Origin of the sequence: uncultured Bacteroides sp. (assembly GCF_910585845.1) — a bacterium.
Classification (GTDB): Bacteria; Bacteroidota; Bacteroidia; order Bacteroidales; family Bacteroidaceae; genus Bacteroides.
This window is the reverse complement of record NZ_CAJUHF010000019.1, coordinates 1-25897: the sequence shown is the minus strand read 5'-3', so window position 1 is coordinate 25897 and position 25897 is coordinate 1. Positions and strand designations below refer to the sequence as shown.

Here is a 25897-nt window from a genome sequence, read left to right as displayed (position 1 = left end):
CACTCTCCATTTTCAATTTTCCATTTTCAATAAGCGTGTTCCCCGCCTGTTACTTCCTTTTTGCTGATCTTGTGCGCATCAATGCTTCTCCATGCATAGAAGATATATGCCAACACAAACGGAACCAGGAAAGAAACATAAAACATCACCCGCAGCGTAAACTCACTGGAGCAACTGTTCGCCAGTGTCAATGAACTTTGGAGATCGTCCGTAGAGGGATAATATGCCGTATGATTGTATCCGGCCACAAGCAGCAAGGCAAGCACTGCCAACACCGTACCTATCCCCGTAAACCAGATGCCTTTATCAAAAGTCTTCTTCAGTAGAGTCGTGCCGATGCCCCCAAGAACCAGTACCACTCCGACAAGGAAAGTAACCAGTACCAACGGCATCTCTATAAAGTTTGTCAGATACTTGTATGGTTCAAGGAAGATTTCTCCCGTAGCAGCATCAACCGCATATCCGTCTGCCAACAACGTCCGGATGACGAAAGACAGAAAGAACACCAGAAACAGTGCCGTATTTCCTATCAACGAACGGCGGCTGCGTGCTACTAGAACATCATCATCAATATTATTGATGAAATAGAGCGCTCCCAAAACACGTGCCAGGAAGAACACTGCCAGTCCCAATACGACATTCCACACATCGGCAAGCGCATCCAACCCATGCCAACCATTCGCCCAATGGCTGATCACGGGCATCACCGTGTCCGCCATGTTGCTCTTGTCTACACAGAATGCCGAACCCGTAAAGAACGTGGCAACGGCACCGCCCAGCAACACAGGGCCAATCACACCGTTCATCACCAGAAAGACCCTGTATGTCTTCTTGCCCAACAGGTTTCCGGCTTTACTCTGAAACTCGTAGCTGACTGCCTGCAATACATAACTGAACAGGATAATCATCCAAAGCCAGTAGGCTCCGCCGAAACTGGTGCTATAGAACAGTGGAAATGAGGCAAAGAACGCTCCGCCAAAGGTTACCAGAGTCGTAAAAGTGAACTCCCATTTGCGACCGGTAGAATTTACCATCAGTTTCTTGTGCTCTTCCGTCTTTCCCAGACAGAACAGGAGTGAATTGCCTCCCTGCACAAACAGCAAAAACACAAGCAAGGCTCCCAGCAATGATACTACGAACCACCAATATTGTTGTAAAAAAGCGTAAGTCATTTGATTCTATTTTTTAGTTATTTTTTTCGGATTCATTATTTCTCTACTCCTTTGCGTATCTCTCTGAGCATAATACCGATTTCCGCTATCAGCATGACGGAAAACAGCAGCAGGAAGATGAAGAACGTCGTCTGAACCGAGCCGACATTCAGTTTGGAGATAGCAGCGTTCACCGGCAACATATCCTGTATGGCCCACGGTTGGCGCCCACATTCCGCAACGATCCATCCCGCCTGTCCGGCAAGATAACCCAAGGGGATAGTCAACAATGCCACCCAGTGCATCCACTTCGTCTTCGAAAGGTCTTTCTTATAGGAAAGAACGAGTAGCACAACAAAGAAGAGAATGAAATATCCCCCCAACATCACCATCACACGGAAAGCATAAAACGTCAACGGTACATTGGGAACTAGTTCGTTCACATCTTTTATATAGCCATAGCCGAAATAGGCAATGTTCTCTTTCAACACCTGTCCGGCAGCTTCCATGTCGGCTTTATTGCCTGCCTTCATGGCAGTTCGATAAGCACCGAACGCGGCAATCGCGGTCTTGCCACGCTCTATCTTCTCTTTGGCAGACAGTGCCATTGTGCCGTCTGCCTGCTGATAGCCTCCCTCGATCAGATCCGTAATGCCAGGCACAAAGGCATCCGTCTTCCGCTCTGCCAAAAGAGAGAGCATCTTAGGAAGCTCTATCTTGAACAAGAAGGGGGCTACCCCATCATTATAGCTCTTCTTCTCCGGATTCAGCATACCGACAGCCACCAGTCCGGCTCCCTGCTGCCCTTCGTAGTATCCTTCCATCGCAGCCAGCTTCATCGGCTGTTTCTGCGCTACCTGATAGCCCGATCCGTCTCCTGTCCATGCCGAAAGCAATGCCGAAACCAGCCCCACCCAGGCGGCTATCTTGATGCTTGACAAGGCAAACTGCTTATCCCTGTTCTTCATCAGAAACCAGCAGCTTACCCCCACTACGAATATCGCTCCCAGTATCCATCCGGACAATACCGTATGGAAAAACTTATTCACGGCCATCGGCGAAAGTGCCACTGCGGCAAAGTCCACCATTTCGTTTCGGCCTGCTGCAGGATTAAACTCCATCCCCACCGGATTCTGCATCCAGGCGTTTGCCACAAGTATCCACCAGGCGGATATCGTTGCGCCAAGTCCCGTCAGCCAGGTAGAGGCGAGATGGAAGCGTTTGCTCACCTTCTCCCAGCCGAAAAACATGACTGCAACGAATGTAGCTTCCATAAAGAAAGCCACAATACCCTCAATGGCAAGCGGTGCACCGAAGATGTCGCCCACGAACCAAGAGTAGTTGCTCCAGTTGGTTCCAAATTCAAATTCCAGGATCAGACCCGTAGCTATGCCCACGGCGAAGTTGATACCGAAAAGTTTCATCCAGAATTTGGTTGTCCGTTTCCAGCGTTCATCGCCCGTTTTGTAATACATGGTCTCCATGATGCCCATGATGACTGCCAGCCCCAACGTGAGGGGCACGAAAATCCAATGATAGATGGCGGTCAGTGCAAATTGTGCCCTCGACCAGTCGATCAGAGAAGTGTCTATGTGCTCAAGCATAAGAAGTAAGTTTTTAGTTTTTAAGTTATTGAGTTTATTCGTTTTTAAATTACGGAGTTTGTTGAGATACAGAGTTATTGAATTATAGAATTACGGAAGAGTACCGTCGGGCAAATTACGGAACCGATGATGAGGAGGGCGGACTGCCAATAGCACGCTCAATCAGCTCATTGCTGACATAACCTTCCTTGTCGCCATCAGTAGCAACAGAGTTCAGGAAATCAGGAAAGAAGAATATGCGCAGAATGGCAAACAGGATAAAGAGTTTTACCAATATAATAAGCCACAAAGTGCGCCCCAGCGTCATACTGCGAAATCCGTCCATATAGAAACGCCAGATACTAAGTACCGTATTCTTCATAATAACAAAATTATAATCATTACAAATATAAAATTTCTATATATAGAAAACAAATGAAAGGTAGAAAAAGTTAGTTGGCAGCACAGCTTTTTTATCTAAAGGAGTTAACAGAAGTTATCGGGAATTATCAGCCGACAAGCCGGCTTAGGAGTTAAAAACCTATACTTCTGCTACTACATTATATATAAGAGTATCGGTTCTACTCCCTTTAACTCCTCTAAATAAAAGAACCATGTCCAACAAAGAGTCCCACTTGAATAGGCATAAAGCAGATTATTTTACAAAAACAGTGAAAATCCTTTCCATAAAATTTCATTTCCAAATGACTCACTGAGTGAACCCCATTCAGTCAGGGACTGAAAGGCATTCAGTCCCTGAGTCAAACCCTTTCAGTCCCTGACTCATTACCCCCCCTCTCAGAAGGTATTCTGAAGGGGGTAAAGAGAGTTATCGGGCAAAACAGGATCTTGCATGAATATTTCTTATAGAACAGTGCGGATTATCTTTTTTAGAAGGAATGTATCTCCAGCTTTTATCAAGCCAAATCGGTTATCGACACAAAAGAGCACTCCGGCGTTGAAAACTCGCGAACCGTCTATTCATTTTGTCATTTTTCCTGATGTCCCATACATTTGCCCCGGAAATAAAAACATTTTTAGCAAGAACAGATATATGAAAAATGTAAGAAGATTGACAGTGATAACCCTATGCATGGCAAACGCTTGTGCAGGCAACGCACCACTGTTTGCACAAGGAGAGAAGGCTCCTGCCCCGCAAACCGGAAGTATGTTGCAAGGCAGTGCATTGCCCGATGGCGAAACCCTCCCCTCACAATGGGATCTGCAAACCTGCATTGACTATGCCTTGCAGCACAACATCACTCTGAAACGCAACCGTATCAGTGCGGAAAGTGCCGAAGTGGACGTAAAGACCGCCAAAGCCGCCCTCTTCCCCAGCCTGTCGGCAAGTATCAGCCAACGTATCGTGAACCGCCCGAACAGTGAAAGCGGCACTATCATCAGTGGCGACAACATCACCAGCAGTTCGAGCAAGACATCATACAACGGCAGTTATGGCATTGATGCCAACTGGATCCTTTACAATGGCAACAAGCGCCTGAACACCATCAAACAGCAGAAACTGAACAACCGCATTGCCGAACTCAACGTTGCCGAAAGCGAAAACTCCATCGAAGAGAGCATCGCACAGATATATGTACAGATACTCTACGCCGCCGAAGCAGTGAGAGTGAACGAGAACACGCTTGCTGTCAGCCAAGCAGTACGCGACCGCGGACAGCAACTGCTGGAAGCCGGAAGCATTGCCCAAAGCGACCTCGCCCAACTGGAAGCGCAGGTCAGCACGGATAAGTATCAGTTAGTGACTGCACAAGCCACCCTGCAGGAATACAAACTGCAACTGAAACAACTCCTCGAACTGGATGGTGAAGAAGAGATGAATCTCTACCTGCCTGCCTTGGGCGACGAGAGCGTACTGGTGCCCCTACCCGCCAAGGCGGATGTGTATCACGCTGCACTTGCCTTTCGTCCGGAAATAGAGTCGGGCAAACTGAATGTGCAGGCGTCGGACCTCGACATCAACATCGCCAAAGCGGGCTACATCCCCACCCTGAGTCTCAGTGCAGGCATCGGAACGACAAATGCCAACGGAAACGATTTCTCTTTCTCCGAACAGGTGAAGAACAACTGGAACAACTCCTTAGGACTGACCGTCAGCATACCCATCTTCAACAACCGCCAGACCAAGAGCACCGTGCAGAAGGCACGCCTGCAAAAGCAGACCAGCGAGCTGGAACTGCTGGACCAGCAGAAGACGCTGTACAAAACCATCGAAAGCCTATGGCTGGATGCCAACAGCGCACAGCAACAATATGCCGCTGCCGCCGAAAAGCTGCGCAGCACGCAGGCGAGCTACGACCTCATCCAAGAACAATTCAACCTGGGCATGAAGAACACCGTAGAGTTGTTGACTGAAAAAAGCAATCTGCTCAACGCCCAGCAGGAGACCCTGCAAGCCAAGTACATGGCAATACTGAATGCCCAACTGTTGCGTTTCTATCAGGGAGAGGAAATCGCACTGCAAACAGATACCCGAGACGTAAACTTAAATCAATAAGTATATCAGCATAGAATATGAGCAAGAAAAAGATTATCATCGTAGCAGCCGGAGTCATCATCGTTGCCGGCATAGCTATCTGGACATTGGGCGGAAAAGCCAAGAACCGGAAAGTGGTGTACGAGACAACCACCGTGGGACGCGCCGACATCTCCAACTTCGTGACCGCCACAGGCACCATAGAACCGGTGACCGAAGTAGAAGTCGGTACGCAGGTCAGCGGCATCATCGACAAACTGTATGCCGACTATAACTCCGTAGTGACCAAAGGGCAACTCATCGCCGAAATGGACAAAGTGACCCTGCAAAGTGAACTCGCCTTGCAAAAGGCCACTTACGACGGTGCCAAAGCCGAATACGAATATCAGCAGAAGAACTACGAACGCAACAAAGGCCTGCACGAGAAGCAGCTCATCAGCGACACGGACTACGAGCAGAGCCTCTACAACTATCAGAAAGCCAAAAGTGCCTTCGACAGCAGTAAGGCTTCGCTCGCCAAGGCAGAGCGCAACCTCTCATACGCCACCATCACCTCGCCCATCGACGGCGTTGTCATCAGCCGTGACGTAGAGGAGGGACAGACCGTAGCTTCCGGCTTCGAGACCCCGACCCTCTTCACCATTGCCGCCGACCTGACCCAGATGCAAGTAGTTGCCGACGTTGACGAGGCCGACATAGGCGAAGTGGAAGAAGGACAGCGCGTCAGCTTCACAGTGGACGCTTACCCGAACGATGTGTTCGAAGGCAGGGTGACGCAAATCCGCCTTGGAGCTACAAGCAGTTCGAGCAGCACCACTACCAGCACGACGGTAGTCACCTACGAGGTAGTCATCTCTGCCCACAACCCCGACTTGAAACTGAAACCGAGGCTGACAGCGAACATCACCATCTATACGCTGGACAAGCAGGGAGTGCTGAGCATCCCCGCCAAAGCACTGCGCTTCACGCCCGCTCTCCCACTGGTTGGACAAGATGCCGTGATCAACGATTGTGAGGGCGAACATAAAGTATGGACTCGAGAAGGCAACACGTTCACCGCCCATCCGGTCAGCGTGGGTATCTCGAACGGCATCATGACGGAAATTACCGGCGGCATCAGTGAAGGCGCACAGATCATTGCCGATGCCGTAATCAGCACCAGCGGCGGACAGGCAGTCATGCCCGAAGGACAAACCGATGGCGAAAGAAGCCCCTTCATGCCTGGCCCTCCGGGAGGAAATAAAAAGAGGAATGGCAAATGATGATTCAGACTTTATCGAAACAATCATTTGTGGAATAGCAAAAAACAAGCGATATGAATAAAACAGTTATAGAATTGCAAAACATCCGACGCGACTTCCAAGTGGGCGAAGAGACGGTACACGCCTTGCGTGGAGTCTCCTTCTCTATCGCCGAAGGGGAGTTCGTCACCATCATGGGTACGTCCGGTTCTGGCAAATCAACTTTGCTGAACACCTTGGGCTGCCTCGACACCCCTACCAGCGGTGAATACCTGCTGGACGGCATATCCGTGCGCACCATGAGCAAGTCCCAGCGTGCCATCCTGAGGAACCGCAAGATCGGCTTCGTCTTCCAGAACTACAACCTTCTGGCCAAGACCACTGCCGTGGAGAATGTAGAGCTTCCCCTGATGTACAACGCTGCCGTCTCAGCTGCCGAACGCCGCCGCCGTGCCATCGAAGCCCTAAAGGCCGTGGGACTGGCGGAACGCTTGGAGCACAAGTCGAACCAGATGTCCGGTGGACAGATGCAGCGTGTCGCCATTGCCCGTGCCTTGGTGAACAACCCTGCGGTAATCCTCGCCGACGAGGCAACGGGTAACCTTGACACCCGTACTTCTTTCGAAATTCTGGTTCTCTTCCAGAAACTACATGCCGAAGGACGTACCATCATATTCGTCACGCACAACCCCGAAATAGCCCAGTACAGCAGCCGGAACATCCGCTTACGCGACGGACATGTGACGGAAGACATTGTCAACCCGAAAATCCTCTCGGCAGCCGAAGCTCTGGCAGCACTACCCAAGAACGAAGAAGATTGAAAATAAAAAAACTATGAACGGAACAAACCTTTTCAAAATAGCCCTCCGCGCCCTTGCCAACAATAAGTTGCGTGCATTCCTCACCATGTTGGGTATCATCATCGGTGTAGCATCCGTCATCACCATGCTTGCCATCGGACAGGGTTCGAAGAAAAGCATTCAGGCGCAGATATCGGAAATGGGCTCTAATATGATCATGATTCATCCGGGCGGTGACATGCGTGGCGGTGTCCGGCAAGACGCCTCGTCTATGCAGACCTTGAAACTGACCGACTACGAATCACTGCGCGACGAGACCAACTTCCTGGCCGCCATCAGTCCCAACGTATCATCCAGCGGACAACTCATTGCCGGTAACAACAACTACCCCGCTTCCGTGAATGGCGTGGGTACGGAATATCTCGAAATCCGACAGTTGAACGTGGAAAGCGGTGAGATGTTCACCGAAGCCGACATTCAAACCGCAGCCAAAGTCTGCGTCATCGGCAAGACCATCGTAGACAATCTCTTTCCCAACGGGCAAGACCCTATCGGACATACCATCCGATTCAATCAAGTGCCGCTGCGCGTAGTGGGTGTGCTCAAAGCCAAAGGATACAACTCCATGGGTATGGACCAGGACGAAATCGTACTGGCTCCCTACACCACTGTCATGAAACGCATGCTTGCCGTTACCTACCTGCAAGGCATCTTCGCCTCTGCCCTCTCCGAAGACATGACGGATTATGCAACCGAAGAAATCACCACCCTCCTGCGCCGCAACCACAAGCTGAAAGAGAGTGACGATGATGACTTCACCATCCGCAGCCAGCAAGAACTCAGCACCATGCTGAACTCCACCACCGACCTGATGACTACACTTCTGGCATGTATTGCCGGTATCTCTCTGGTGGTAGGCGGTATCGGCATCATGAACATTATGTACGTCAGCGTAACGGAGCGTACCCGTGAGATTGGCCTGCGCATGTCTGTCGGTGCACGGGGCATAGACATCCTATCGCAATTCCTGATTGAGGCCATTCTGATCAGTATCACGGGAGGCATCATCGGGGTTGTCATCGGTTGTGGAGCTGCATTCATGGTAAAGAACGTGGCGCATTGGCCCATTTATATCCAAGCTTGGAGTGTCTTTCTCTCCTTCGCAGTCTGCACCGTCACCGGCGTGTTCTTCGGCTGGTACCCTGCCAAGAAAGCTGCCGACCTGGATCCGATAGAAGCAATAAGATACGAATAAATGGATATACAGAATGAAGAATCGGGCTGCCCCAACTTATTTGTTTGGTAATTCCCAGTTCTTCACTCTGCATTTTTCATTAAAATCATTATTTTTGTGGCATGATTATGCAAGACACTAAAACCCGCCGGATTGTAGAAGTCCTCATTCATATCATCGGATGGGGCATCGTCTTCGGTTTCCCGTTTCTACTGATGAACCGTAGCGATTTCTCAGTAAGCTGGATGGCCTATCTACGCCATGGTAGCGCAGTTCCGGTCTCCTTCCTCATTGTGTTCTACATCAACTATTGTTTCTTCATCCCTCATTTCTTATTCAAGGGACGCGTCAAGCAATATATAGTCCTAAACTTAATGCTTATTCTCTGCACCGCCGTCGGAGTGCATTTCTGGCAGAACTTCATCTTCCACTCGCACGTAAGGCCCTCAGGTCCAAAACGTCCCGGACCTCCCAGCTGGATCTTCATCTTACGCGACGTATTTTCCATGATCCTCACCGTCGGACTGGCTGCTGCCATCCGTATGAGCGGTCGATGGGCAGATATAGAGGCTGCGCGGCGTGAAGCCGAAAAAAGCCGTACTGAAGCCGAACTGAAGAACTTACGCAGCCAACTGAACCCCCATTTCTTGCTTAACACCCTGAACAACATCTATGCCCTTATCGCCTTTGACAGCGACAAGGCGCAGACTGCCGTTCAGGAACTGAGCCGTCTGTTGCGCCACGTTCTTTATGACAACCAACAAAATTACGTCGCATTAGGCAAAGAGATGGATTTCATCCGCAACTACATCGAACTGATGCGTATCCGCCTTGCAGCCAACGTGAGCGTAGATACACAAATCGACATCCGTGCCGACAGCCGTACAGAGATTGCCCCGCTTATTTTCATTTCCCTCATAGAAAATGCCTTCAAACACGGCATCTCACCCACTGAGCCCAGCTTCATACGCATTCATTTCAGCGAAAGCCCCGGTCAGATATGCTGTGAAATCTCCAATAGCTATCATCCCAAGAACCAGGCGGACAAGAGTGGAAGCGGCATTGGATTGGAACAAGTACGAAAACGCCTCGAACTGACCTATCCCGGTCGGTACGAATGGAATCAGGGAGTAAGTGATGACGGAAAGGAATATAAATCAGTATTGAGCATCAGATATTAAATGATCATCAAGCTTTTATTCGATGACAATCAAATATTTTTCGATGAAAACCAGGTGCTTATTAATGATAATCAAGTATTTATTAGATATCAATCAAGTTTTATTTAAAACATCGATCACGTACAGCAATAACATTGCGTAGCGAATTAATCTTTAATATTTCAAAACAAACAATTAGACCCTATGAATTTGACTTGTGCCATAGTAGATGATGAACCGTTAGCTTTGGATCTTTTAGAGAGCTACATCAACAAAACCCCGTTCCTCACATTAGCGGGAAAGTATTCCAGTGCCGTACAGGCTATGAAAGAGTTGCCAAACAAGCAGGTAGATTTGCTTTTCCTCGACATACAAATGCCTGAACTCAGTGGATTGGAGTTTTCCAAAATGGTCGATCCCCACACGCGCATCGTGTTTAGCACCGCTTTTGAGCAATACGCCATTGACGGTTATAAGGTCAATGCATTAGACTATTTGCTAAAACCTATCTCATACGTAGACTTCTTGCAGGCAGCAAACAAAGCTGTCCAGTGGTTCGAACTATTGCAACAGCCGAAAAACGAAATCGAAAGTATTTTTGTAAAAAGCGACTATAAGCTGGTACAGATCGAACTTAAAAAGATTCTTTATGTGGAAGGATTGAAGGATTATGTCAAGATATACACAGAAGACGCCTCTCGTCCGATCTTATCACTGATGAGTATGAAAGCCATGGAAGAATTATTGCCTGCTTCCCGTTTCATGAGAGTCCACAGGTCTTATATCGTGCATAAAGAAAAGATACGAGTCATTGATCGCGGACGTATCGTATTCGACAAAACATACATCCCCGTCAGCGACAGTTACAAACAGGAATTTCAAGCATTCCTTGACAAAAGAAGTTAGGAAACAGCCCCATTAGTCGATAAAATATTATAGTTCGTTGACTAATTATATTTTCCTATTGCATATTAAAAAATGTTTCTTTATCTTTGCAACGAACAGATAAAGGAAGTTGTGAAACTTCCCCCAATAGAATAGTTTAGTTAAGTCTAGTTTAGTTTTTGTGTGAGTGGCTTCTTCATCAGTGGATGTTTGAAGCCACTTTTTATTTTACACGAAACCAGCGAATTAGATAGTGCAGGCGAACTATCATGCCCGTCATACAACAAAAAAGGCGGCTACCGAAGTAACCGCCTTTCGTGATTCCGTTGCGATTCGAACGCAAGACCCACGCCTTAGAAGGGCGTTGCTCTATCCAGCTGAGCTACGGAACCATCCTTAATTGCGATGCAAAGGTACGCTTTTTTATGAAAGTTACAAAGATTTTATCTATAAAAATATTATCCAAAGCGATTTTTATATTTTCCAAGATGCTATAATCCTAACGGTAAGCCAGTTATATACCATAAGATAAAAAGTATCGTCCATGAGAGTAATATACAAAGAGAATACCTCCACGTATATTTTAATAATGAAGCATAAGTAGAATGCTTATCATATTCCTGCATATACGTGAGGACAAGGGGCATATAAAACATAAAAGGAGTAATTGCATTTGTTGCACTATCACCAATGCGGTATGCACATTGTACTATATCGGGAGAAACATCCATTATAGCAAAAACTGGTATAAATATGAAAGACATAAAAGCCCATTTTGCAGTGGAAGATACCATAATAAGATTAATAAGAGCCGTAAAGAAAATGAATAAGAGCAAAGTCCAAAGACTTCCAAACTGAATAGATAAAAGCATATCTGCCCCCCAAATGGCAATACATTTGTCCAATTGAGAATATTCAAAGCAGGCAAACATCTGGGCAGCAAAGAAAGTTATTACAAAATATACGCCTAATAGCCGCATGGGCTGAATAAGACCTTCAATCACATCCTCATCTGTACGATAACGACCGGAAGCAAAACCATAGATCATACCCATAAGTCCGATACCTAATGAAAGCAAAAATAAAATCCCTTCTATAAAAGGAGAACGAATCAAACCACCATTTACGCTACGTAAAATTCCCCATGGCGAAAAAGTAGCAAATAGGACTATCGCTACATAAACTACTCCTATAAAAATTGAACCTATCATAGCACGTCGCTCTTTACGTGAAAGTGGTTTATAACCATCAAAGCGAACATTACCTGCATACTCACCCAAAACCGGGAGCAAGTTACGACAAGTCACCTGATAAATGACAAAAGCCAATAAAAAAGTAGAAGCTACAAAAAAGTAGTAGTTACATAAAGGTCCTACATTTCCTAACACCACATTCGCCATATCGGAAACTTCTTGAGTAGTGGTAGCAAGCATAGAATCCAACGTACTCAATAATAGATTAGCACTATACCCACACGATACAGAAACATACGCTGTGACAATACCTCCAATCGGATGCAATCCTATTGAATGAAATAATGTTCCTGCTATTGGTAACAAAATTATGTATCCTACATCACCTACTACATTGGAGAAGATTCCTAAAAAGATAATTAATATTACCATACGGCAAGGATTATGCTTATGATGTACCTTACTTCGAATACAAGCATTTATAAATCCTGAATGTTGTGCCACCCCAATGCCGAACATAGCTACAATCACTAACCCTAACGGAGCAAATCCTGTGAAATTAGTAACAACATGGCGCAACAGCCAACGAATACCTTCCGGATTGAGCAAACTCTGCACCCTTATCTCCTCCTCGGTGCGTGGCTGAAATACACTCAAACCATAGATATCAAATATCCAAGACAAGATAATCACAACCACTGTCAACAAGAAAAACATTGTTGCCGGATGTGGCATACGCCATTTATTCTTTATCGGTTTCATTCTATTCTGCAGCTGAAGTAATCTTTAATAAATAAATAAATTATTCATCATCAGCTTCCAAATTATCTATATCAAGAATACGAAGTTCCAAAGCACGTACTACCAGTCGGGTTGCATTTATTCCTATCCGTTCTCCTTGTGGAAACAATCGGTTTACCAAATCATTCTGCCGTTTCTCCAAAGATTTGACACCAAATGGCATACCTTTCAGGTTAGCAATCATGTCTTTCGTGTACCCCAAAGCTAAATGACGCAAAAAACGTTCGTCATATTCATCAATATCATATCCAATAATGGCTTCCTGACGTTTTGCATCATTTACTACAGTCTGCTTAAAGCGCTCTACTATTTTTTTCATGATAGGATAATTGAACACTAGTTTTTTACCATCCATTACTGCTTGCACATCTGTTTTGGTTAGCAATTCCCCTGTTTTAAGAATAATACCGTCTGCACCTGCCTCCAGAACATCCACCCATAGTTTTTCATTCAGGATTTCGCCGGTGAATATCAGTACATGTACCCCAGGATAACGCTTGAAAATATTCCGGCAAATATCCACACCTATTGTAGTTGAGCCACCCAAACCTAAATCCAATAAAACAAGATCGGGTATTCCGGTTTCCATCAGTGTCCAAAACTCACTTTCGGTCATAGCAGTACCTATAATCTCTGCATTTGGGATTTCATGACGGAAAATCTCTTCTGTACCTTTCAGTTCCAGTTTTACATCTTCTACAATAATGACCTTGAATTTCTTATCTTCCATATATTTATATCTCCTTTATCTTTTTTCTTGGTATTGTGAAATAAACAGTAAATCCACCTTCTGCTGCCGGTTCAGCGTTGATGCGGCATCCTCTTATGCCTGCAAACTCATCATGCTCACGAATAATTTGCTTGCAAATGAGATATTCCGTTCCACGCAATTCACCTTTTTCTCCAGTTGTAGTCATACGCTTCAAATCTGGATAGAAAAGCTGATTTAAATCTTCACAGTTTTTTTCTCTCCGCCTATCCGTGAAAAGAAAACGGATATATTCTCCATCAAGCATCGTTTTCAGAAAAAGCTTCCCATTCATTGATGTAGCCAAAGCTTCATCTATAAGATTCTCCAACAAGAAACGCAATTGGATGAAGTCCCCTACTACCTGTTCATCAATAGATTCCGTATGGAAAGATACAGTAAACGGCTTTCCTTTGTTTACCTTACGGAAGTATTTTTCTGTCAACAAGCACAACTCCGGAACTGCAATTGTCCCCCGACGAAATGTAACATCCTCTAACTGACGCGAGGCACACGAACTCAAAATTGTAAATATACCCTTATAATATTCTATCAATTCACGAATGGCAGATACGGTCTCTTGCTCTTCAGTTTCCGATAATAGTCCAGAACGAAGTTTACCGACAAGTTGCTTAATCTTGTTAGGATAGTAGATCGTTTCATGTTTAATGGTAGACAGACAATTATCCAATACCATATTCTGAACATGCAGTAGTCCATCTTCCCATGATGCACGATGTACTTCCTCGTGGGCAGCTTCAATATCCCGATATTTTGTTACCAACTTTACTACAGTATTGAACACAACAATTGCAATATAACGCACTATTAATTCCAACAATAAATGAGAAGTTTCTTGCTCTGTATCTGCCTGACGTTCGATATACAGCACACCTATACAGCGCGAATCTCCAGCTACATCCACCACTAAAGGCAAAGCTTCAAATTCTGGTGCAGACAACCGCTTGTTTTGGTCAAAACAATTCCCAACAACTTCTTTCCAATTTTCATTTACCATCGGACATCCATTCTCTATAGTTCCCGACATCATATTACCCACCATCGAATTAGATACATACTCCAATTGATGGGTCACCTGATTATAAACAGCAATACCTAATCGTTCAATAACCAACAGTTCATTTATTGCATCAAACGCTTCGTCTACAATACGTTGAGGAACATTTCTCAATGTGTCTTCCTCCCGTTGCAATGCCTCTTCTGTTTCCGGGAATTGAGTGAGGGAGGCGGTAAATATCTGTCTGTTAATCTCTAATACTTGTTCCAGATTCCAACGGTTGACAAGACGTTTGCGTATATACAAGACATAGTACCCAAGTAACAATATGCCGATCAACCCTACAAACAGAATAATGCCCACCATCTTATTATTGGTAGAATGCTCCAACTGATTACAATATTCCTCCAACGACTGATCTTCGCCCAAAAGTTTGTACAGAGTGGTATAAGCGGCATTATTATAAGCATATGCATCCCATTGTTTCAGGGCAAGAAAGGCGACAGCCACTTCATTACGTATATCTAATATTACGTGGAAGTCCGAATTAAAAAAATGATTCCACCATGATAATTCCCCCGGTTCTCCTTCACCGGTCAATGTCATATAATGCCGTGGATGACGGGCATATTTCCTATAATGTGCATTCAGACAAGCGATAGCAGAATCTGCATATTCCAATGTTTGTTCGAAATCTCCAGCTATATTACTGTAATAGGCTTCATTGGCATAATCAGAAGCTTCGTTCAATAAAGCTTCATATTCACTTTCCATAAACTGGGATAAAGAATCTTGTGCATTTTGCACATAAAGTTCATCAGACTGTACAATAGTATCTTCCGCACTCTTGTGGCATGCGCCTATGCCACAAGGCAGAAACAAGCATGAGAGAATCATCATCGTTTTGCGTACTCCGACCGGCAAGCGAAAATAAAAACGGCTTCCTTTTCCTAATGTACTTTCCACATTAAACAGACAGACTTTAAAGACTTCATTCGTTTTCCTATACTTTTCAATAATACCCTTACAATTCATCAAACCGAAACCACTGCCCTTATTTTTCCGCAGTTCGTCCCGATCTATGGTATCAAGTACTCCTATTTCCTGCGAATTATACAGTTTCTCTCCAATAATGCGCGCCACGTCCTCTTCCGAAAGCCCATAACCATTATCTTCTACAGAGATTTCCACATATTTTTCCTCCGCCTGGGCATATACCCTCACAGCACCTCCCCGAGGAGTGTACTTACGGGCATTCTCTGCAAGTGTATTTATCATAAACAACGTCAAAGCCTTATCCGCCTTCACACAAACATCGGTCGGAATGACTTCCAACAGTTGTTGTTTCATCTCAAAAGCACGGCTTCCTTTTTTTATCAAATCGAAGAGTTCATTCAATCCGAATACCTCAACATTCAGATTCAAACTACCCTGCTTCATATGTATCCACAGCGCCAAGATATCATTATACTCATTAATTGTCGTTATCAGTTCATCTATATACTGATATTTTTCCATTTTAATGCAGTCATTGTAGATAAAGCCTTTCTCCGTCAGTTTGTGTACTTCGTTTATGATACGATCAATGTAGGGATGAATACCGTTTATAATAGCAACGCAAGATTTCTTCACTATATTCTGCCGTTTATTTCCCGCTATATGCTGTTCGTAGACATAACGTTCTTTCTCTAAACGGCGGCGTTCATCGCCCAGCGAAATAGAAGTCATTCCATTATCAAGCGCCCATTTGACATACGGAGTAATCACATGCATCATAGCCTTCTCATCCTTGGTCAATCGCTTAGATACGACCAAATGACCATCTTCTATCCGAATATCCTTTGTTCCAAACAGATTTTCCATATCCGCCTGAACAGCAAAGAGAATAGCATCCACTATTTCCTCTTCCGTTTGTGCATCCGTAGGAATAGAGGCTGTTATCTTCTGGCAAATATCCAACATTTGTCTTAAGCGGTACAAATGAACACGGTTTCGCTCCTTAGACCTCTTGTTGAATATCCAGAAAAACAATACCACCAAAACAAAACCCAAAACGACAAAAGCTAATAATATATTCAACTGCTTAGCTTCGTTTTCCAAAGCCAAATAACGGCTTTCAAGCTCCTTGTCTTGGCGTGTGTCCTCCATAATATCCAAATAGATATTGCGATTGTAGTCCGAAGGTTGTTTCATTTCCAGTCCGGCATACGTCACACTCAATTGCTCGCGAATGCGTGAAATCCATTCCGGAACAGTACGTACCTTTCGCTGTATCCATGCTTTCTCAGAAGAGATGGTGTCACGAACATCGAACGTTTTCAGCCAATCCAAACTATCGTGGCAATCATAAAAATGACGATGATGTTCGTTCACACATTCCAAAGCAAGGGTCAATGTATCCAGTGCCTCAGTATAGCTGCCATGTGCATTCAGGTACTTGCCAATTGAAACATAAGCTCCTGCAATCTGGTACAAGTCGTTATACTGCTTAAACTTTTTCAGAGCCAACTGTCCTAAACGCATAGGCAACAAAGAATCCACCGGAATAGCAAACTGCTTTAAAGCATGAAAGCGCCTGCTCCGGAAAAATTCATAATTATCCGGAGATGCCATAAGATTAGCAAGCCCCTGAACCCCATTACCCTCAAAATAGAGATACCCGTTGCGAGAAGCCATTTTCCAAGTCATATACAGCTCGTCAAACTCCTTCAAACGACGTTCGTCTGCATTCTCCCCTTCACACAAGGCTGCCGATCCTTTAATATAATGATAATACAATAACTGATTAGTATCTGCCGCCAATTCTTCCTGAGGAAATATTTCAGCGATAGAGGCCATAGCTTCCGGGCGTTGCTGCAAATAGTAGTAATATATAGCTGAAACAATATAGAACTCGGAACGCGCATAGTTCAACCGTAATCGTTCGTGCTTATCTACAAAAAGATTATCATCTTCACTAATCCGTTTCATACGACGGAGAGCACTGTTACGATAATCATAGAACTCCTTATTCATAGCAGTCCGCTGATAGATCTTCATCAATCCAATGTCAGCAATCAATAATTCCAGTTCATTTTTAGTCAGGCTATACACTTCATTATGAAACTTCTCTGCCCGTTCAAAGTCCATACGCATAAAAGCACAAAAGCCCAAATGGTTAGAGGCTTCCGCTTTTCCCTGCCGATAAAGGTTCACACTCTCATAAGCCCGTGTAGCTGCATGACAGGAAGAATACAAGTCTTTATAGCGATACGAATAAGCCACTTGATTGAGTGAATCAATGAGACGTACCTCCTTTGTGGGGGCAGTACCCACACAAGAGACCACCACCATACAGGTAAGCAGCAAAATTGCCGATAATATAGAAGAAAAGCGTTTCACATAGCAAAGCTACGAATAAATCCGGGAAAGAAAAAGATTTTTCTACAATAAGTCTTGTAGAATGTAGCGGGAAATTCATAACTTTGCGGTCAAATTAAACAAATAGGTAACTTCTATTACAAAATGAGCGAAAAAGCACCCGTAATGGTATTCTCTGGTACTAACTCGAGATACCTTGCAGAAAAAATCTGCGCAAGCCTCGATTGCCCTTTGGGAAAGATGAACATCACCCACTTTGCCGACGGTGAGTTTGCAGTTTCCTATGAAGAGTCAATCCGTGGCGCACATGTATTCCTGGTTCAATCCACTTTCCCTAATTCCGATAATCTGATGGAACTTCTGCTGATGATTGATGCTGCCAAAAGAGCATCAGCCAAAAGCGTAGTTGCAGTTATTCCTTATTTCGGATGGGCACGACAGGACAGAAAGGACAAGCCCCGTGTTTCTATCGGCGCTAAATTAGTGGCCGACTTACTTTCGGTGGCAGGTATCGACCGTCTGATTACGATGGATCTTCATGCCGACCAGATTCAAGGTTTCTTCAACATTCCGGTAGACCATTTGTATGCCTCTGCCGTATTCCTTCCCTACATTGAATCGCTGAAGCTGAAAGATCTAGTGATTGCTACACCCGACGTGGGCGGTTCCAAGCGTGCCAGCACATTCTCCAAATATTTGGGAGTACCCTTGGTATTGTGCAACAAGTCGCGTGAGAAAGCAAACGAAGTTGCTTCCATGCAAATTATCGGTGATGTGAGAGACAAGAATGTAGTATTGGTGGACGATATTGTAGACACAGCCGGCACCATCACGAAAGCTGCCAACATCATGTTGGAAGCAGGAGCCAAATCGGTACGTGCCATTGCCAGCCATTGTGTGATGTCCGACCCGGCTTCTTTCCGCGTACAAGAATCCGCCTTGACAGAAATTGTATTCACTGACAGTATCCCCTACTCTAAGAAATGCGCTAAAGTAAAACAGCTCAGTATTGCTGATATGTTTGCCGAAACAATCAAGAGAGTGGTGAATAACGAATCTATCAGTTCGCAATACATCATCTAATTGCACTTTTTCCTATCTATTGGACAAACAATAACGAAAAATAAAGGCTGCGCTATTCAAATAGCGCAGCCTTTATTTTTCGTTATGTTTGTTCGCTTACGTTTCAATTATTCAGGTCCAGCCTTCCCATCTTATAGGTACCTTTCCTTTTTACTGTTCCGTTTTTATCTGTTTCTACAAAAGGACCGTGTTTCTTGCCTTGCTTGAAGAAACCTTCGTAACGATTACCATTCTTATCTTCTTGCACACCGTTACCTTCCTCCATACCATTCACAAAGCCACCTTTATATTTCGTACCGTCTGTCATAATTAGCGTACCCTGACCATTGAACTGGTTGTTTTTCCATTCTCCTTCATATGAATCGCCGACGTTCCATTTGTACAAACCGTATCCGTCGCGTTGATTATCTTTCCATTCGCCGTCATACACTGCACCGCTTGCCCAAGTGAACACACCCTTACCGTCTTGCATGCCATCCTTGAAATTACCTACATACTTGTTTCCATTGGCATAATAATAGATACCGGCTCCCGTACGTTCGCCCTGCACATAGGCACCTTCGTAACGGTCTCCCGTATGAAAGAAATAAATACCTTTGCCATGCTGCATATCATCCTTCCAGTCACCCACGTATTTATCTCCATTGGCATATTCGAAGGTTCCTTTTCCATCGCGGACATCATTCTTCCAGTCGCCTTCGTATTTGCTACCGTCATTCCAAATGAACAAGCCGTTGCCGTCCTTCTTATCATTCACCCATGTACCTTCATATTTTGAACCATTCTTCCAAGTATATATGCCCTGGCCTTCACGCTTGTCATTCACCCAGTCGCCTTCATAGGTGTCACCAGTATAATAGTACATGATTCCTTGTCCCTGCTGGTAGTCTTGATACCACATCCCGTCATAGCGGTTATTGTTCACAAAATAGAAGATACCTCTACCGTGCTGTTGGTCCTGAAACCATTGTCCTTCGTACTTCTCACCGTCCGGAAAGGTGTACGTGCCATATCCCTCGCGTTTGCCTTTCACATATTCACCTTCATAGATATTGCCATTCTTGAAAACGGTTTTCCCTTTTCCATTAGGTTTACGCCCTTTCATTTCGCCCGTGTACACAGAACCATCTTTGAAGGTGTATGTCCCTATTTTTATCTCAGAAGAGAATGTGTTTTTTACTTTATCAAAGAAACCAGGTTTCTTTTCTTGAGCCATCATCCCGTTGGAAGACAAGAATGCCACTATAAGTGCAGAATATAGATATCTCATTGAATTTTATTAGTTAACAATTTAACAATAAAGGCAACGTTTACGAGAAACAACAGATTTCTCTTGAGTATGCCAAACAGAAAAACTGTCCTTAAGACGTATAAAGATAGTAATTTGTTACAGACTCTATACTGTATTTGCACAAAGATACGATTAATCTTCCAAAAAGGTGAGGCTTGACACGTTTTTTATGACATTTTTTTGCCGGATACCGCTTCTTTTAATTTCTCTTTGCACAAATGGCGTGAAGCCAATTCCCGTATTTCTTCTGGAGTGATACTCTTCACGGCATCTACAGAATCCTTCACATACGAATTGGAAAAGCCGGAAGTATGAACGAAGATCCAGGCATCGGCTAGCGAGAAAGCAGACTCGTAACTGCGACACATATCTCCCAGCATATAATTCTTTACCATAGCAAGCTCTTCGACTGGAACAAGGTCGTTTTGCAGACGGTCTATCTCATGATAAACCTCTCTGATTAGAGGATCTACAAATTCATTTGCAGTCTCTGTGCTGATAAGGAACATTCCACTGCCGGGATAGTGCATGGAACCTGCAAAAATACCGTATGTATATCCTTTTTCCTCACGGATGTTGGACATCAGGCGACTTCCGAAATATCCACCCAACAGGGTTATCAGGACACGGAATTTCAGGAAGTCGGGATGATGGCGGTCCATAGAGAGCATTCCCATACGGACAGCACTCTGCACCGCATCTGTACGTTCGACAAAGAAGCGTTTTTCGGACGAGGTCACAGGTTGGTAAGACCTCTTCTCCGGACTGCGGAAACCTTTGCCGAAAGGTTCGCTTCCGAAAAGTGCTTCTATACGCTGAACAGCCTCATAGCCGACCTTGCCTGAAAGATAAATCGTACAGTTTCCGGAATGGTAATGATCGTCATAGAAAGATTGCAGCACAGAAGGATTGATCGCATGATAATCTGCCTCCTGCACCAACTGCCCGCAAGGATGCCCGCTACCATACAAGGCATTTACCAGAATGCGATGGGACAAAAAATCCACCTTCGAGCTATTTATAAGGAACTGCTGGATGTTGTTGTTGACAATCACACCCAGTTCTTTCTCCGGAAAGAGAGGTTCTTTCAGTATCGACTCCAAGACATCCAAAGTCTCAGGCAGATATTTATTTAAGGAATAGAGTGTGATGCAGTCATATTCTGAAGAACTGGAAAGTTCCAACCAGGCACCGTAATAATCCAGCTTCCCGGCTATGTCAGCGGCAGAATAGCACCTCGTTCCCTCACGCAACATACGGTTAGTGAACAATGCCTGCAAACGTTGAGTCTGTTGCCAGCGTCCGCCCTTCATCAGCACATCAATACGCATCACTTCATTGTCGCCGGCATTGAGTATATAGAGAGGTATACCATTCGGCATCACCTGGCATTGGGGAGATGGCACCTCCAACTGTTCCGGTTCGCGGATAAAAGGCTGAATACTCCTGTCTAACATAACTTTAAAAATGCTTCCGCTTTCGCCAAATCCTGAGGAGTATCTATACCTATGGTCTCCACATCCGTGACACCTGCCTTGATGGTATAACCGTTTTCAAGCCAACGAAGCTGTTCCAACGATTCTGCCAGTTCAAGTGCTGATTGGGGCAGAGAGGTAATCTCTTTCAGCACTTCAGTTCGATAGGCATACAACCCGATGTGTTTGTAATACGTATGGTTTTCCAGCCAAACCTGCTTGTCGGCGTTACGCTGGTAAGGGATAATAGAACGACTGAAATAGAGGGCGTTCATATTCTTGTTCAGTACCACCTTGGGGGAATTGACGTTCTCCAAAGCAGAGAATCCGTTATCGGGCGTGAAGGGTTTCACTAACGTAGCAATCTGAGTGGAGGCATCGTCAAAACAAGCCTTCACGGCTTCCAACTGAGAGGGCTGAATGAAAGGTTCGTCCCCCTGGATGTTGACTACGACATCAAAGTCTCCTCCAACCTTGGTATAGGCTTCATAGCAACGATCCGTACCGCTTTTGTGGTGAACAGAAGTCATCACCACCTTGCCGCCAAAGGCTTTCACTACCGCTTCTATCCGTTCATCGTCCGTAGCCACGTAGGCATCATCCAGTACGCCTGCCACTTGTTCGTATACCCGCTGTATCACTGTTTTCCCGCCCAACATAGCCAGCGGCTTCGCGGGAAAACGCGTGGATGCATAACGAGCAGGGATTATTCCTAAAAACTTCAACATATCTTATTTCTTCATTTTACTATTCTATTCAATCCGCCTGCACGACTAACCAGTGTCCGTCACTTCTCAAGTTCCTCCAATCCCCAACGGATGTAGTCGCGGCGCAGGTCGTCGGGCCTGTAAACTGTATTGTCACACATCAGCAGGTCGATATCCAACCGCACGATTTCTCTTGCCTTCTCGTCCGGTGTCCGTCCGGCTTCCCGTTCGATGGCTTTCAGGTACGCAGTGATTTCCACCGCACTCTTTGCCGACGCGAAGCGCGCCACCTGATTGGAGAATAAAGGAGAATGAAAGAAATAAAGCGGCACCGTCTCCATCTCCGTAGAGAAACGGATGTCAGGGAACCACTCTTTCAAACGCGTCCGTGCCAATGAAAGATTCTCTTCCCGATGTTCATTACTGCCAATGCTGAGCGTATAAATCACGGCTATATTCAGGGAATAAGACAATACATCATATTACACAATTCCAATCCGGATCCGGACGAAACGTTAATCAAACAGTTCGTCCAATCCGCTGTCCGATGCAAGTTCCAGCGTCATGTCCGTATTATCCTTGCAGGGATTGAAATCTTCCGGAAGCTGGAACTTGTCATTCTCATCATAACCCAATGTCTTGTCGGCAAAGACCTTCACCATGTACTTCGCCCAAATGGGCAATGCCATAGAGGCTCCCTGTCCGAATGCCATCGAATCGAAATGGATATCACGTTCTTCGCCGCCGACCCAGCAACCGGATACCAACGTAGGCGTGAAGCCCATGAACCAGCCATCGGAATTGCTATTGGTCGTTCCAGTCTTACCACCCATATCCGCTTTCACACCCAAGCGGCGGACACGTCCTCCCGTTCCTTCGTTGATCACGGCACGAAGCATCACCAACATCTTGTAAGCACTGCCCACACTGATCACCTCTTCCATCTCGGGCGAGAACGTAGCCAGGATATTCCCCTCATTATCTTCAATCCGAGTGACAAAAAGAGGAGCCACACGTATGCCTTTATTAGGGAATGCCGTATAGGCACTCACCATTTCCCCTACAGATATCTCGCAGGGTCCCAGACAGAGGGAGACTGAGGGCACGATTTCACGATTGCGTACCCCGAAACTCTCGATCAGCCGTTTCAATGAATATGGGTTGAGCTTGCTCATCAGGTAAGCGGTAATCCAGTTGTCGGAATTAGCCAGTCCCCACTTGATGGTTACCATCTCCCCATACCGTTTGCTATTGGCATTTCGGGGTGTCCACGGTTTGCCATTCTCGTCAAACAACGTATATTCCACATGGCGCGCTTCATCGCAAGGAGAAAAGCCGCTTTCCATTGCCAGCGTATAGACATACGGCTTGATGGTAGAACCCACCTGGCGACGCCCCATCATGGCCATGTCATACTGGAAATAGTTGTAGTTCGGACCGCCCACATACGCCTTCACGTGTCCGTTGCGCGGATCCATCGACATGAATCCGGCACGAAGGAAGTGCTTGTAATAACGGATAGAATCCATTGGCGTCATAACCGTATCTTTTTCACCCTCCCACGTAAATACCGACATTTCCCTGGGCGTGTTGAAGGCTTTTTCTATCTCAGCTTCAGACGCCCCTGCCTGCTTCATCTTGCTATACCGTTCAGACTGCTTCATGGTACGGGCAAGAATTTCATCCACCTGCTGCTGAGTGAGCATGTTGCTATATGGAGCCTTACTGCGTCCTTTCTTTTCCCTGAAAAACTGGACTTGCAGTTCTTTCAGGTGTTCTTCTACGGCTTCTTCGGCATACTGCTGCATGCGCGAATCAAGCGTGGTGTATATCCTTAAACCGTCCGTGTAGAGATTATATTTGGAACCGTCTTTCTTGAAGTTCTTTTCGCACCATCCGAACAGGGGATTCCTTTCCCAGTCAAGTGAGTCTTCATAATATTTCTGCATCTGCCAGCCGCGATATTCGCTGCGCACCGGTTTCTTTGCCTTCAGCACACCGCGCAGATATTCGCGGAAATAGGTAGCTATACCCTCTTTATGGTCCACACGGGTGTACTTCAGCGTCAGCGGAAGAGCCTGAAGAGAATCGCACACCACATCAGTGATATATCCGGCTTTGCGCATCTGGTCGAGCACCACATTGCGTCGACCGCGCGAACGTTCCTTAAAGCGAAGTGGATTGAAGAAAGAGGGATTCTTGCACATACCCACCAGCAAAGCAGCTTCTTCCGTCTTCAGTTCCGACGGCTCACATCCGAAATAAGTGTGGGCTGCAGTCTTGATCCCCACAGCATTGTTCAGAAAATCAAACTTGTTGAGATACATGGTCAATATCTCCTCTTTAGTATAATACCGCTCCAAATTAACAGCAATGACCCACTCTATGGGTTTCTGGAACAAACGTTCCATCACATTATCCGCATTGGGGGAATACAACTGTTTGGAAAGCTGCTGCGTAATGGTACTTCCGCCACCCGCATTCTTCTGAAACAACAGACCGCGCTTTATGATGGCACGAAACAAGGCTATGGCATCAATTCCCGAATGTTCGGCAAAGCGCACATCTTCCGTAGCGATCAACGCATTAATAATGTTGGGAGACAAATCTTCATACCCTACGTAAATGCGATTTTCCTTACTGAACGAATATGTCCCGAGCACATTTCCATCTTCTGAAAAAATCTGTGTAGCAAACTTGTAATTAGGATTTTCTAAATCTTCGACAGGAGGCATATATCCTATCCAACCTTTAGCAATGGAAAAGAATACGGCAACACAAGCCAGCATCGTAATGGCTAAAAATATCCAAAGAATTTTTATGATGTACTTTATCATGCTTTTTTACTATAAATACACAAATTCAACTATACAAATTACCCAATATAGGTGGACAAAGATACGGAATTATATTGGAACACCCTGTATTTTCGATAGAAAAACATGTGAAAGCCCCATTGGCGAAATTAAATTAGTGCAATTTTACTCTACTCAATCCGTTGGCGGAATTGCAAAGATTACTCTACCTCTGTTTTTTATATCATTTATTTGTTCTTCAGCTCTTTCAGCCATACGTTAACAGTTTGACTTATAACACATTGTCCTGAAACTAAGGAATCAGAAAGAGGATGCTGAAGTCTCACCCTTGATTTTCGGTCTTTTGTTTCAGCCCAATATTTTATTAATCAAATGATTAGGCTAATCCAAAAGAACCTGAAAGGTGAAAAAGTAGTATGCAAGAATAGCAAGTGTTATGTACTCGGAAATTTGGAGTGGCTAAAGTTCACGTTTGTGTCGCTAAACCTTAGCTTTGTCATGCTAAACCTCAGCTTTGACCAGATAGAGTTTGTGTACATGACTACTACTATAGACCATGGCGAATACGCGGAACCGGCGTACCGGATACAACAAACCACGGATGGGAATACTGGTAAATAAGTTCCTCTTCTACTACAAGAAGTTTCACCATAAACATTTGTGTATTATATGATTAACTGATGGGTGAAAGATGTAAGGAATGAAATAGGGTATTTATCTTTAAGTGTTATTTTAGTTCGGAGGAATGCATCATAACATATAATGAAAAGCATCATAACATTACTTGTTATACTTCATAACATTACTTGTTATGCTCCATTACATTACTTGTTATGCTCCATTACATTACTTGT

General features: G+C 45.1%; 19 protein-coding genes and 1 tRNA gene. 8 read left to right on the top strand and 12 right to left on the bottom strand.

Annotated elements, in window-relative coordinates:
• Nucleotides 1–26: 26 nt before the first annotated feature.
• The 3 genes from QZ323_RS07315 to QZ323_RS07305 all read right to left on the bottom strand — a co-directional run bounded on the left by QZ323_RS07315 (nt 27) and on the right by QZ323_RS07305 (nt 3116).
• Nucleotides 27–1172, bottom strand: coding sequence for a cytochrome d ubiquinol oxidase subunit II (locus tag QZ323_RS07315; protein ID WP_294633953.1), 1146 nt, complete (start codon nt 1170–1172; stop codon nt 27–29).
• A gap of 35 nt (nt 1173–1207) precedes the next feature.
• Nucleotides 1208–2755 carry a cytochrome ubiquinol oxidase subunit I gene (locus QZ323_RS07310; RefSeq protein WP_294633952.1) on the bottom strand — a complete coding sequence of 516 codons (1548 nt, stop codon included), beginning with the start codon at nt 2753–2755 and terminating at the stop codon, nt 1208–1210.
• Nucleotides 2756–2870: 115 nt separating this feature from the next.
• Nucleotides 2871–3116, bottom strand: coding sequence for a DUF4492 domain-containing protein (locus QZ323_RS07305; protein WP_294633951.1), 246 nt, complete (start codon nt 3114–3116; stop codon nt 2871–2873).
• Between the two features lie 672 nt (nt 3117–3788).
• Here QZ323_RS07305 and QZ323_RS07300 point away from each other — a divergent pair.
• From QZ323_RS07300 to QZ323_RS07275, 6 genes are all read left to right on the top strand, one after another.
• On the top strand, nt 3789–5252 hold the full coding sequence (locus tag QZ323_RS07300; protein ID WP_294633950.1) for a TolC family protein: 1464 nt from the start codon (nt 3789–3791) through the stop codon (nt 5250–5252).
• Between the two features lie 17 nt (nt 5253–5269).
• The gene (locus QZ323_RS07295) at nt 5270–6493 is read left to right on the top strand and encodes an efflux RND transporter periplasmic adaptor subunit (RefSeq protein ID WP_294633949.1); all 1224 of its coding nucleotides are present in this window, start codon (nt 5270–5272) and stop codon (nt 6491–6493) included.
• A 53-nt stretch (nt 6494–6546) separates the two neighbouring features.
• Nucleotides 6547–7293: an ABC transporter ATP-binding protein gene (locus QZ323_RS07290; RefSeq protein WP_294633948.1), complete on the top strand. Its 747-nt coding sequence runs from the start codon at nt 6547–6549 to the stop codon at nt 7291–7293.
• 13 nt (nt 7294–7306) lie between these two features.
• The gene (locus tag QZ323_RS07285) at nt 7307–8527 is read left to right on the top strand and encodes an ABC transporter permease (protein WP_294633947.1); all 1221 of its coding nucleotides are present in this window, start codon (nt 7307–7309) and stop codon (nt 8525–8527) included.
• Between the two features lie 101 nt (nt 8528–8628).
• A complete protein-coding gene (locus QZ323_RS07280) occupies nt 8629–9687 on the top strand; it encodes a histidine kinase (RefSeq protein ID WP_294633946.1) in 1059 nt (352 codons plus the stop codon).
• A gap of 183 nt (nt 9688–9870) precedes the next feature.
• On the top strand, nt 9871–10572 hold the full coding sequence (locus QZ323_RS07275) for a LytTR family DNA-binding domain-containing protein (RefSeq protein ID WP_294633945.1): 702 nt from the start codon (nt 9871–9873) through the stop codon (nt 10570–10572).
• A gap of 297 nt (nt 10573–10869) precedes the next feature.
• Here the strand turns inward: QZ323_RS07275 and QZ323_RS07270 are convergent.
• From QZ323_RS07270 to QZ323_RS07255, 4 genes are all read right to left on the bottom strand, one after another.
• A tRNA-Arg gene (locus tag QZ323_RS07270) sits at nt 10870–10943 on the bottom strand.
• A gap of 99 nt (nt 10944–11042) precedes the next feature.
• On the bottom strand, nt 11043–12497 hold the full coding sequence (locus QZ323_RS07265) for an AbgT family transporter (protein WP_294633981.1): 1455 nt from the start codon (nt 12495–12497) through the stop codon (nt 11043–11045).
• A gap of 49 nt (nt 12498–12546) precedes the next feature.
• Complete coding sequence (locus QZ323_RS07260) at nt 12547–13275, bottom strand: DUF5932 domain-containing protein (RefSeq protein WP_294633944.1); 729 nt, start codon at nt 13273–13275, stop codon at nt 12547–12549.
• A 4-nt stretch (nt 13276–13279) separates the two neighbouring features.
• A complete protein-coding gene (locus QZ323_RS07255; RefSeq protein ID WP_294633980.1) occupies nt 13280–17644 on the bottom strand; it encodes a DUF5113 domain-containing protein in 4365 nt (1454 codons plus the stop codon).
• 171 nt (nt 17645–17815) lie between these two features.
• On the opposite strand from QZ323_RS07255, the gene QZ323_RS07250 reads away from it, so the two are divergent.
• Nucleotides 17816–18754 (top strand): ribose-phosphate pyrophosphokinase, encoded by a 939-nt coding sequence (locus tag QZ323_RS07250; protein ID WP_294633943.1) that lies wholly within the window; start codon nt 17816–17818, stop codon nt 18752–18754.
• 103 nt (nt 18755–18857) lie between these two features.
• Here QZ323_RS07250 and QZ323_RS07245 read toward each other — a convergent pair whose 3' ends face one another.
• The 5 genes from QZ323_RS07245 to QZ323_RS07225 all read right to left on the bottom strand — a co-directional run bounded on the left by QZ323_RS07245 (nt 18858) and on the right by QZ323_RS07225 (nt 25064).
• Nucleotides 18858–20024 carry a phosphatidylinositol-4-phosphate 5-kinase gene (locus QZ323_RS07245; RefSeq protein WP_294633942.1) on the bottom strand — a complete coding sequence of 389 codons (1167 nt, stop codon included), beginning with the start codon at nt 20022–20024 and terminating at the stop codon, nt 18858–18860.
• A gap of 188 nt (nt 20025–20212) precedes the next feature.
• Complete coding sequence (locus tag QZ323_RS07240) at nt 20213–21502, bottom strand: pitrilysin family protein (protein ID WP_294633941.1); 1290 nt, start codon at nt 21500–21502, stop codon at nt 20213–20215.
• Complete coding sequence (gene kdsB / locus QZ323_RS07235) at nt 21496–22245, bottom strand: 3-deoxy-manno-octulosonate cytidylyltransferase (protein WP_294633979.1); 750 nt, start codon at nt 22243–22245, stop codon at nt 21496–21498. Before kdsB ends, QZ323_RS07240 begins: the two co-directional genes overlap by 7 nt.
• 62 nt (nt 22246–22307) lie before the next feature.
• Nucleotides 22308–22676: a 2-amino-4-hydroxy-6-hydroxymethyldihydropteridine diphosphokinase gene (locus QZ323_RS07230; protein WP_294633940.1), complete on the bottom strand. Its 369-nt coding sequence runs from the start codon at nt 22674–22676 to the stop codon at nt 22308–22310.
• Between the two features lie 66 nt (nt 22677–22742).
• The gene (locus tag QZ323_RS07225; protein WP_294633939.1) at nt 22743–25064 is read right to left on the bottom strand and encodes a transglycosylase domain-containing protein; all 2322 of its coding nucleotides are present in this window, start codon (nt 25062–25064) and stop codon (nt 22743–22745) included.
• A 351-nt stretch (nt 25065–25415) separates the two neighbouring features.
• On the opposite strand from QZ323_RS07225, the gene QZ323_RS07220 reads away from it, so the two are divergent.
• Nucleotides 25416–25664 (top strand): hypothetical protein, encoded by a 249-nt coding sequence (locus tag QZ323_RS07220; protein WP_294633938.1) that lies wholly within the window; start codon nt 25416–25418, stop codon nt 25662–25664.
• Nucleotides 25665–25897 lie beyond the last annotated feature (233 nt).

Excerpts from the sequence above, each read along its gene's own strand:
- QZ323_RS07315 (WP_294633953.1), bottom strand. The coding sequence starts at position 1,172 with ATGACTTACGCTTTTTTACAACAATATTGGTGGTTCGTAGTATCATTG.
- QZ323_RS07310 (WP_294633952.1), bottom strand. The coding sequence starts at position 2,755 with ATGCTTGAGCACATAGACACTTCTCTGATCGACTGGTCGAGGGCACAA.
- QZ323_RS07305 (WP_294633951.1), bottom strand. The coding sequence starts at position 3,116 with ATGAAGAATACGGTACTTAGTATCTGGCGTTTCTATATGGACGGATTT.
- QZ323_RS07300 (WP_294633950.1), top strand. The coding sequence starts at position 3,789 with ATGAAAAATGTAAGAAGATTGACAGTGATAACCCTATGCATGGCAAAC.
- QZ323_RS07295 (WP_294633949.1), top strand. The coding sequence starts at position 5,270 with ATGAGCAAGAAAAAGATTATCATCGTAGCAGCCGGAGTCATCATCGTT.
- QZ323_RS07290 (WP_294633948.1), top strand. The coding sequence starts at position 6,547 with ATGAATAAAACAGTTATAGAATTGCAAAACATCCGACGCGACTTCCAA.
- QZ323_RS07285 (WP_294633947.1), top strand. The coding sequence starts at position 7,307 with ATGAACGGAACAAACCTTTTCAAAATAGCCCTCCGCGCCCTTGCCAAC.
- QZ323_RS07280 (WP_294633946.1), top strand. The coding sequence starts at position 8,629 with ATGATTATGCAAGACACTAAAACCCGCCGGATTGTAGAAGTCCTCATT.
- QZ323_RS07275 (WP_294633945.1), top strand. The coding sequence starts at position 9,871 with ATGAATTTGACTTGTGCCATAGTAGATGATGAACCGTTAGCTTTGGAT.
- QZ323_RS07260 (WP_294633944.1), bottom strand. The coding sequence starts at position 13,275 with ATGGAAGATAAGAAATTCAAGGTCATTATTGTAGAAGATGTAAAACTG.
- QZ323_RS07255 (WP_294633980.1), bottom strand. The coding sequence starts at position 17,644 with ATGGTGGTGGTCTCTTGTGTGGGTACTGCCCCCACAAAGGAGGTACGT.
- QZ323_RS07250 (WP_294633943.1), top strand. The coding sequence starts at position 17,816 with ATGAGCGAAAAAGCACCCGTAATGGTATTCTCTGGTACTAACTCGAGA.
- QZ323_RS07245 (WP_294633942.1), bottom strand. The coding sequence starts at position 20,024 with ATGAGATATCTATATTCTGCACTTATAGTGGCATTCTTGTCTTCCAAC.
- QZ323_RS07240 (WP_294633941.1), bottom strand. The coding sequence starts at position 21,502 with ATGTTAGACAGGAGTATTCAGCCTTTTATCCGCGAACCGGAACAGTTG.
- QZ323_RS07225 (WP_294633939.1), bottom strand. The coding sequence starts at position 25,064 with ATGATAAAGTACATCATAAAAATTCTTTGGATATTTTTAGCCATTACG.
- QZ323_RS07220 (WP_294633938.1), top strand. The coding sequence starts at position 25,416 with ATGATTAGGCTAATCCAAAAGAACCTGAAAGGTGAAAAAGTAGTATGC.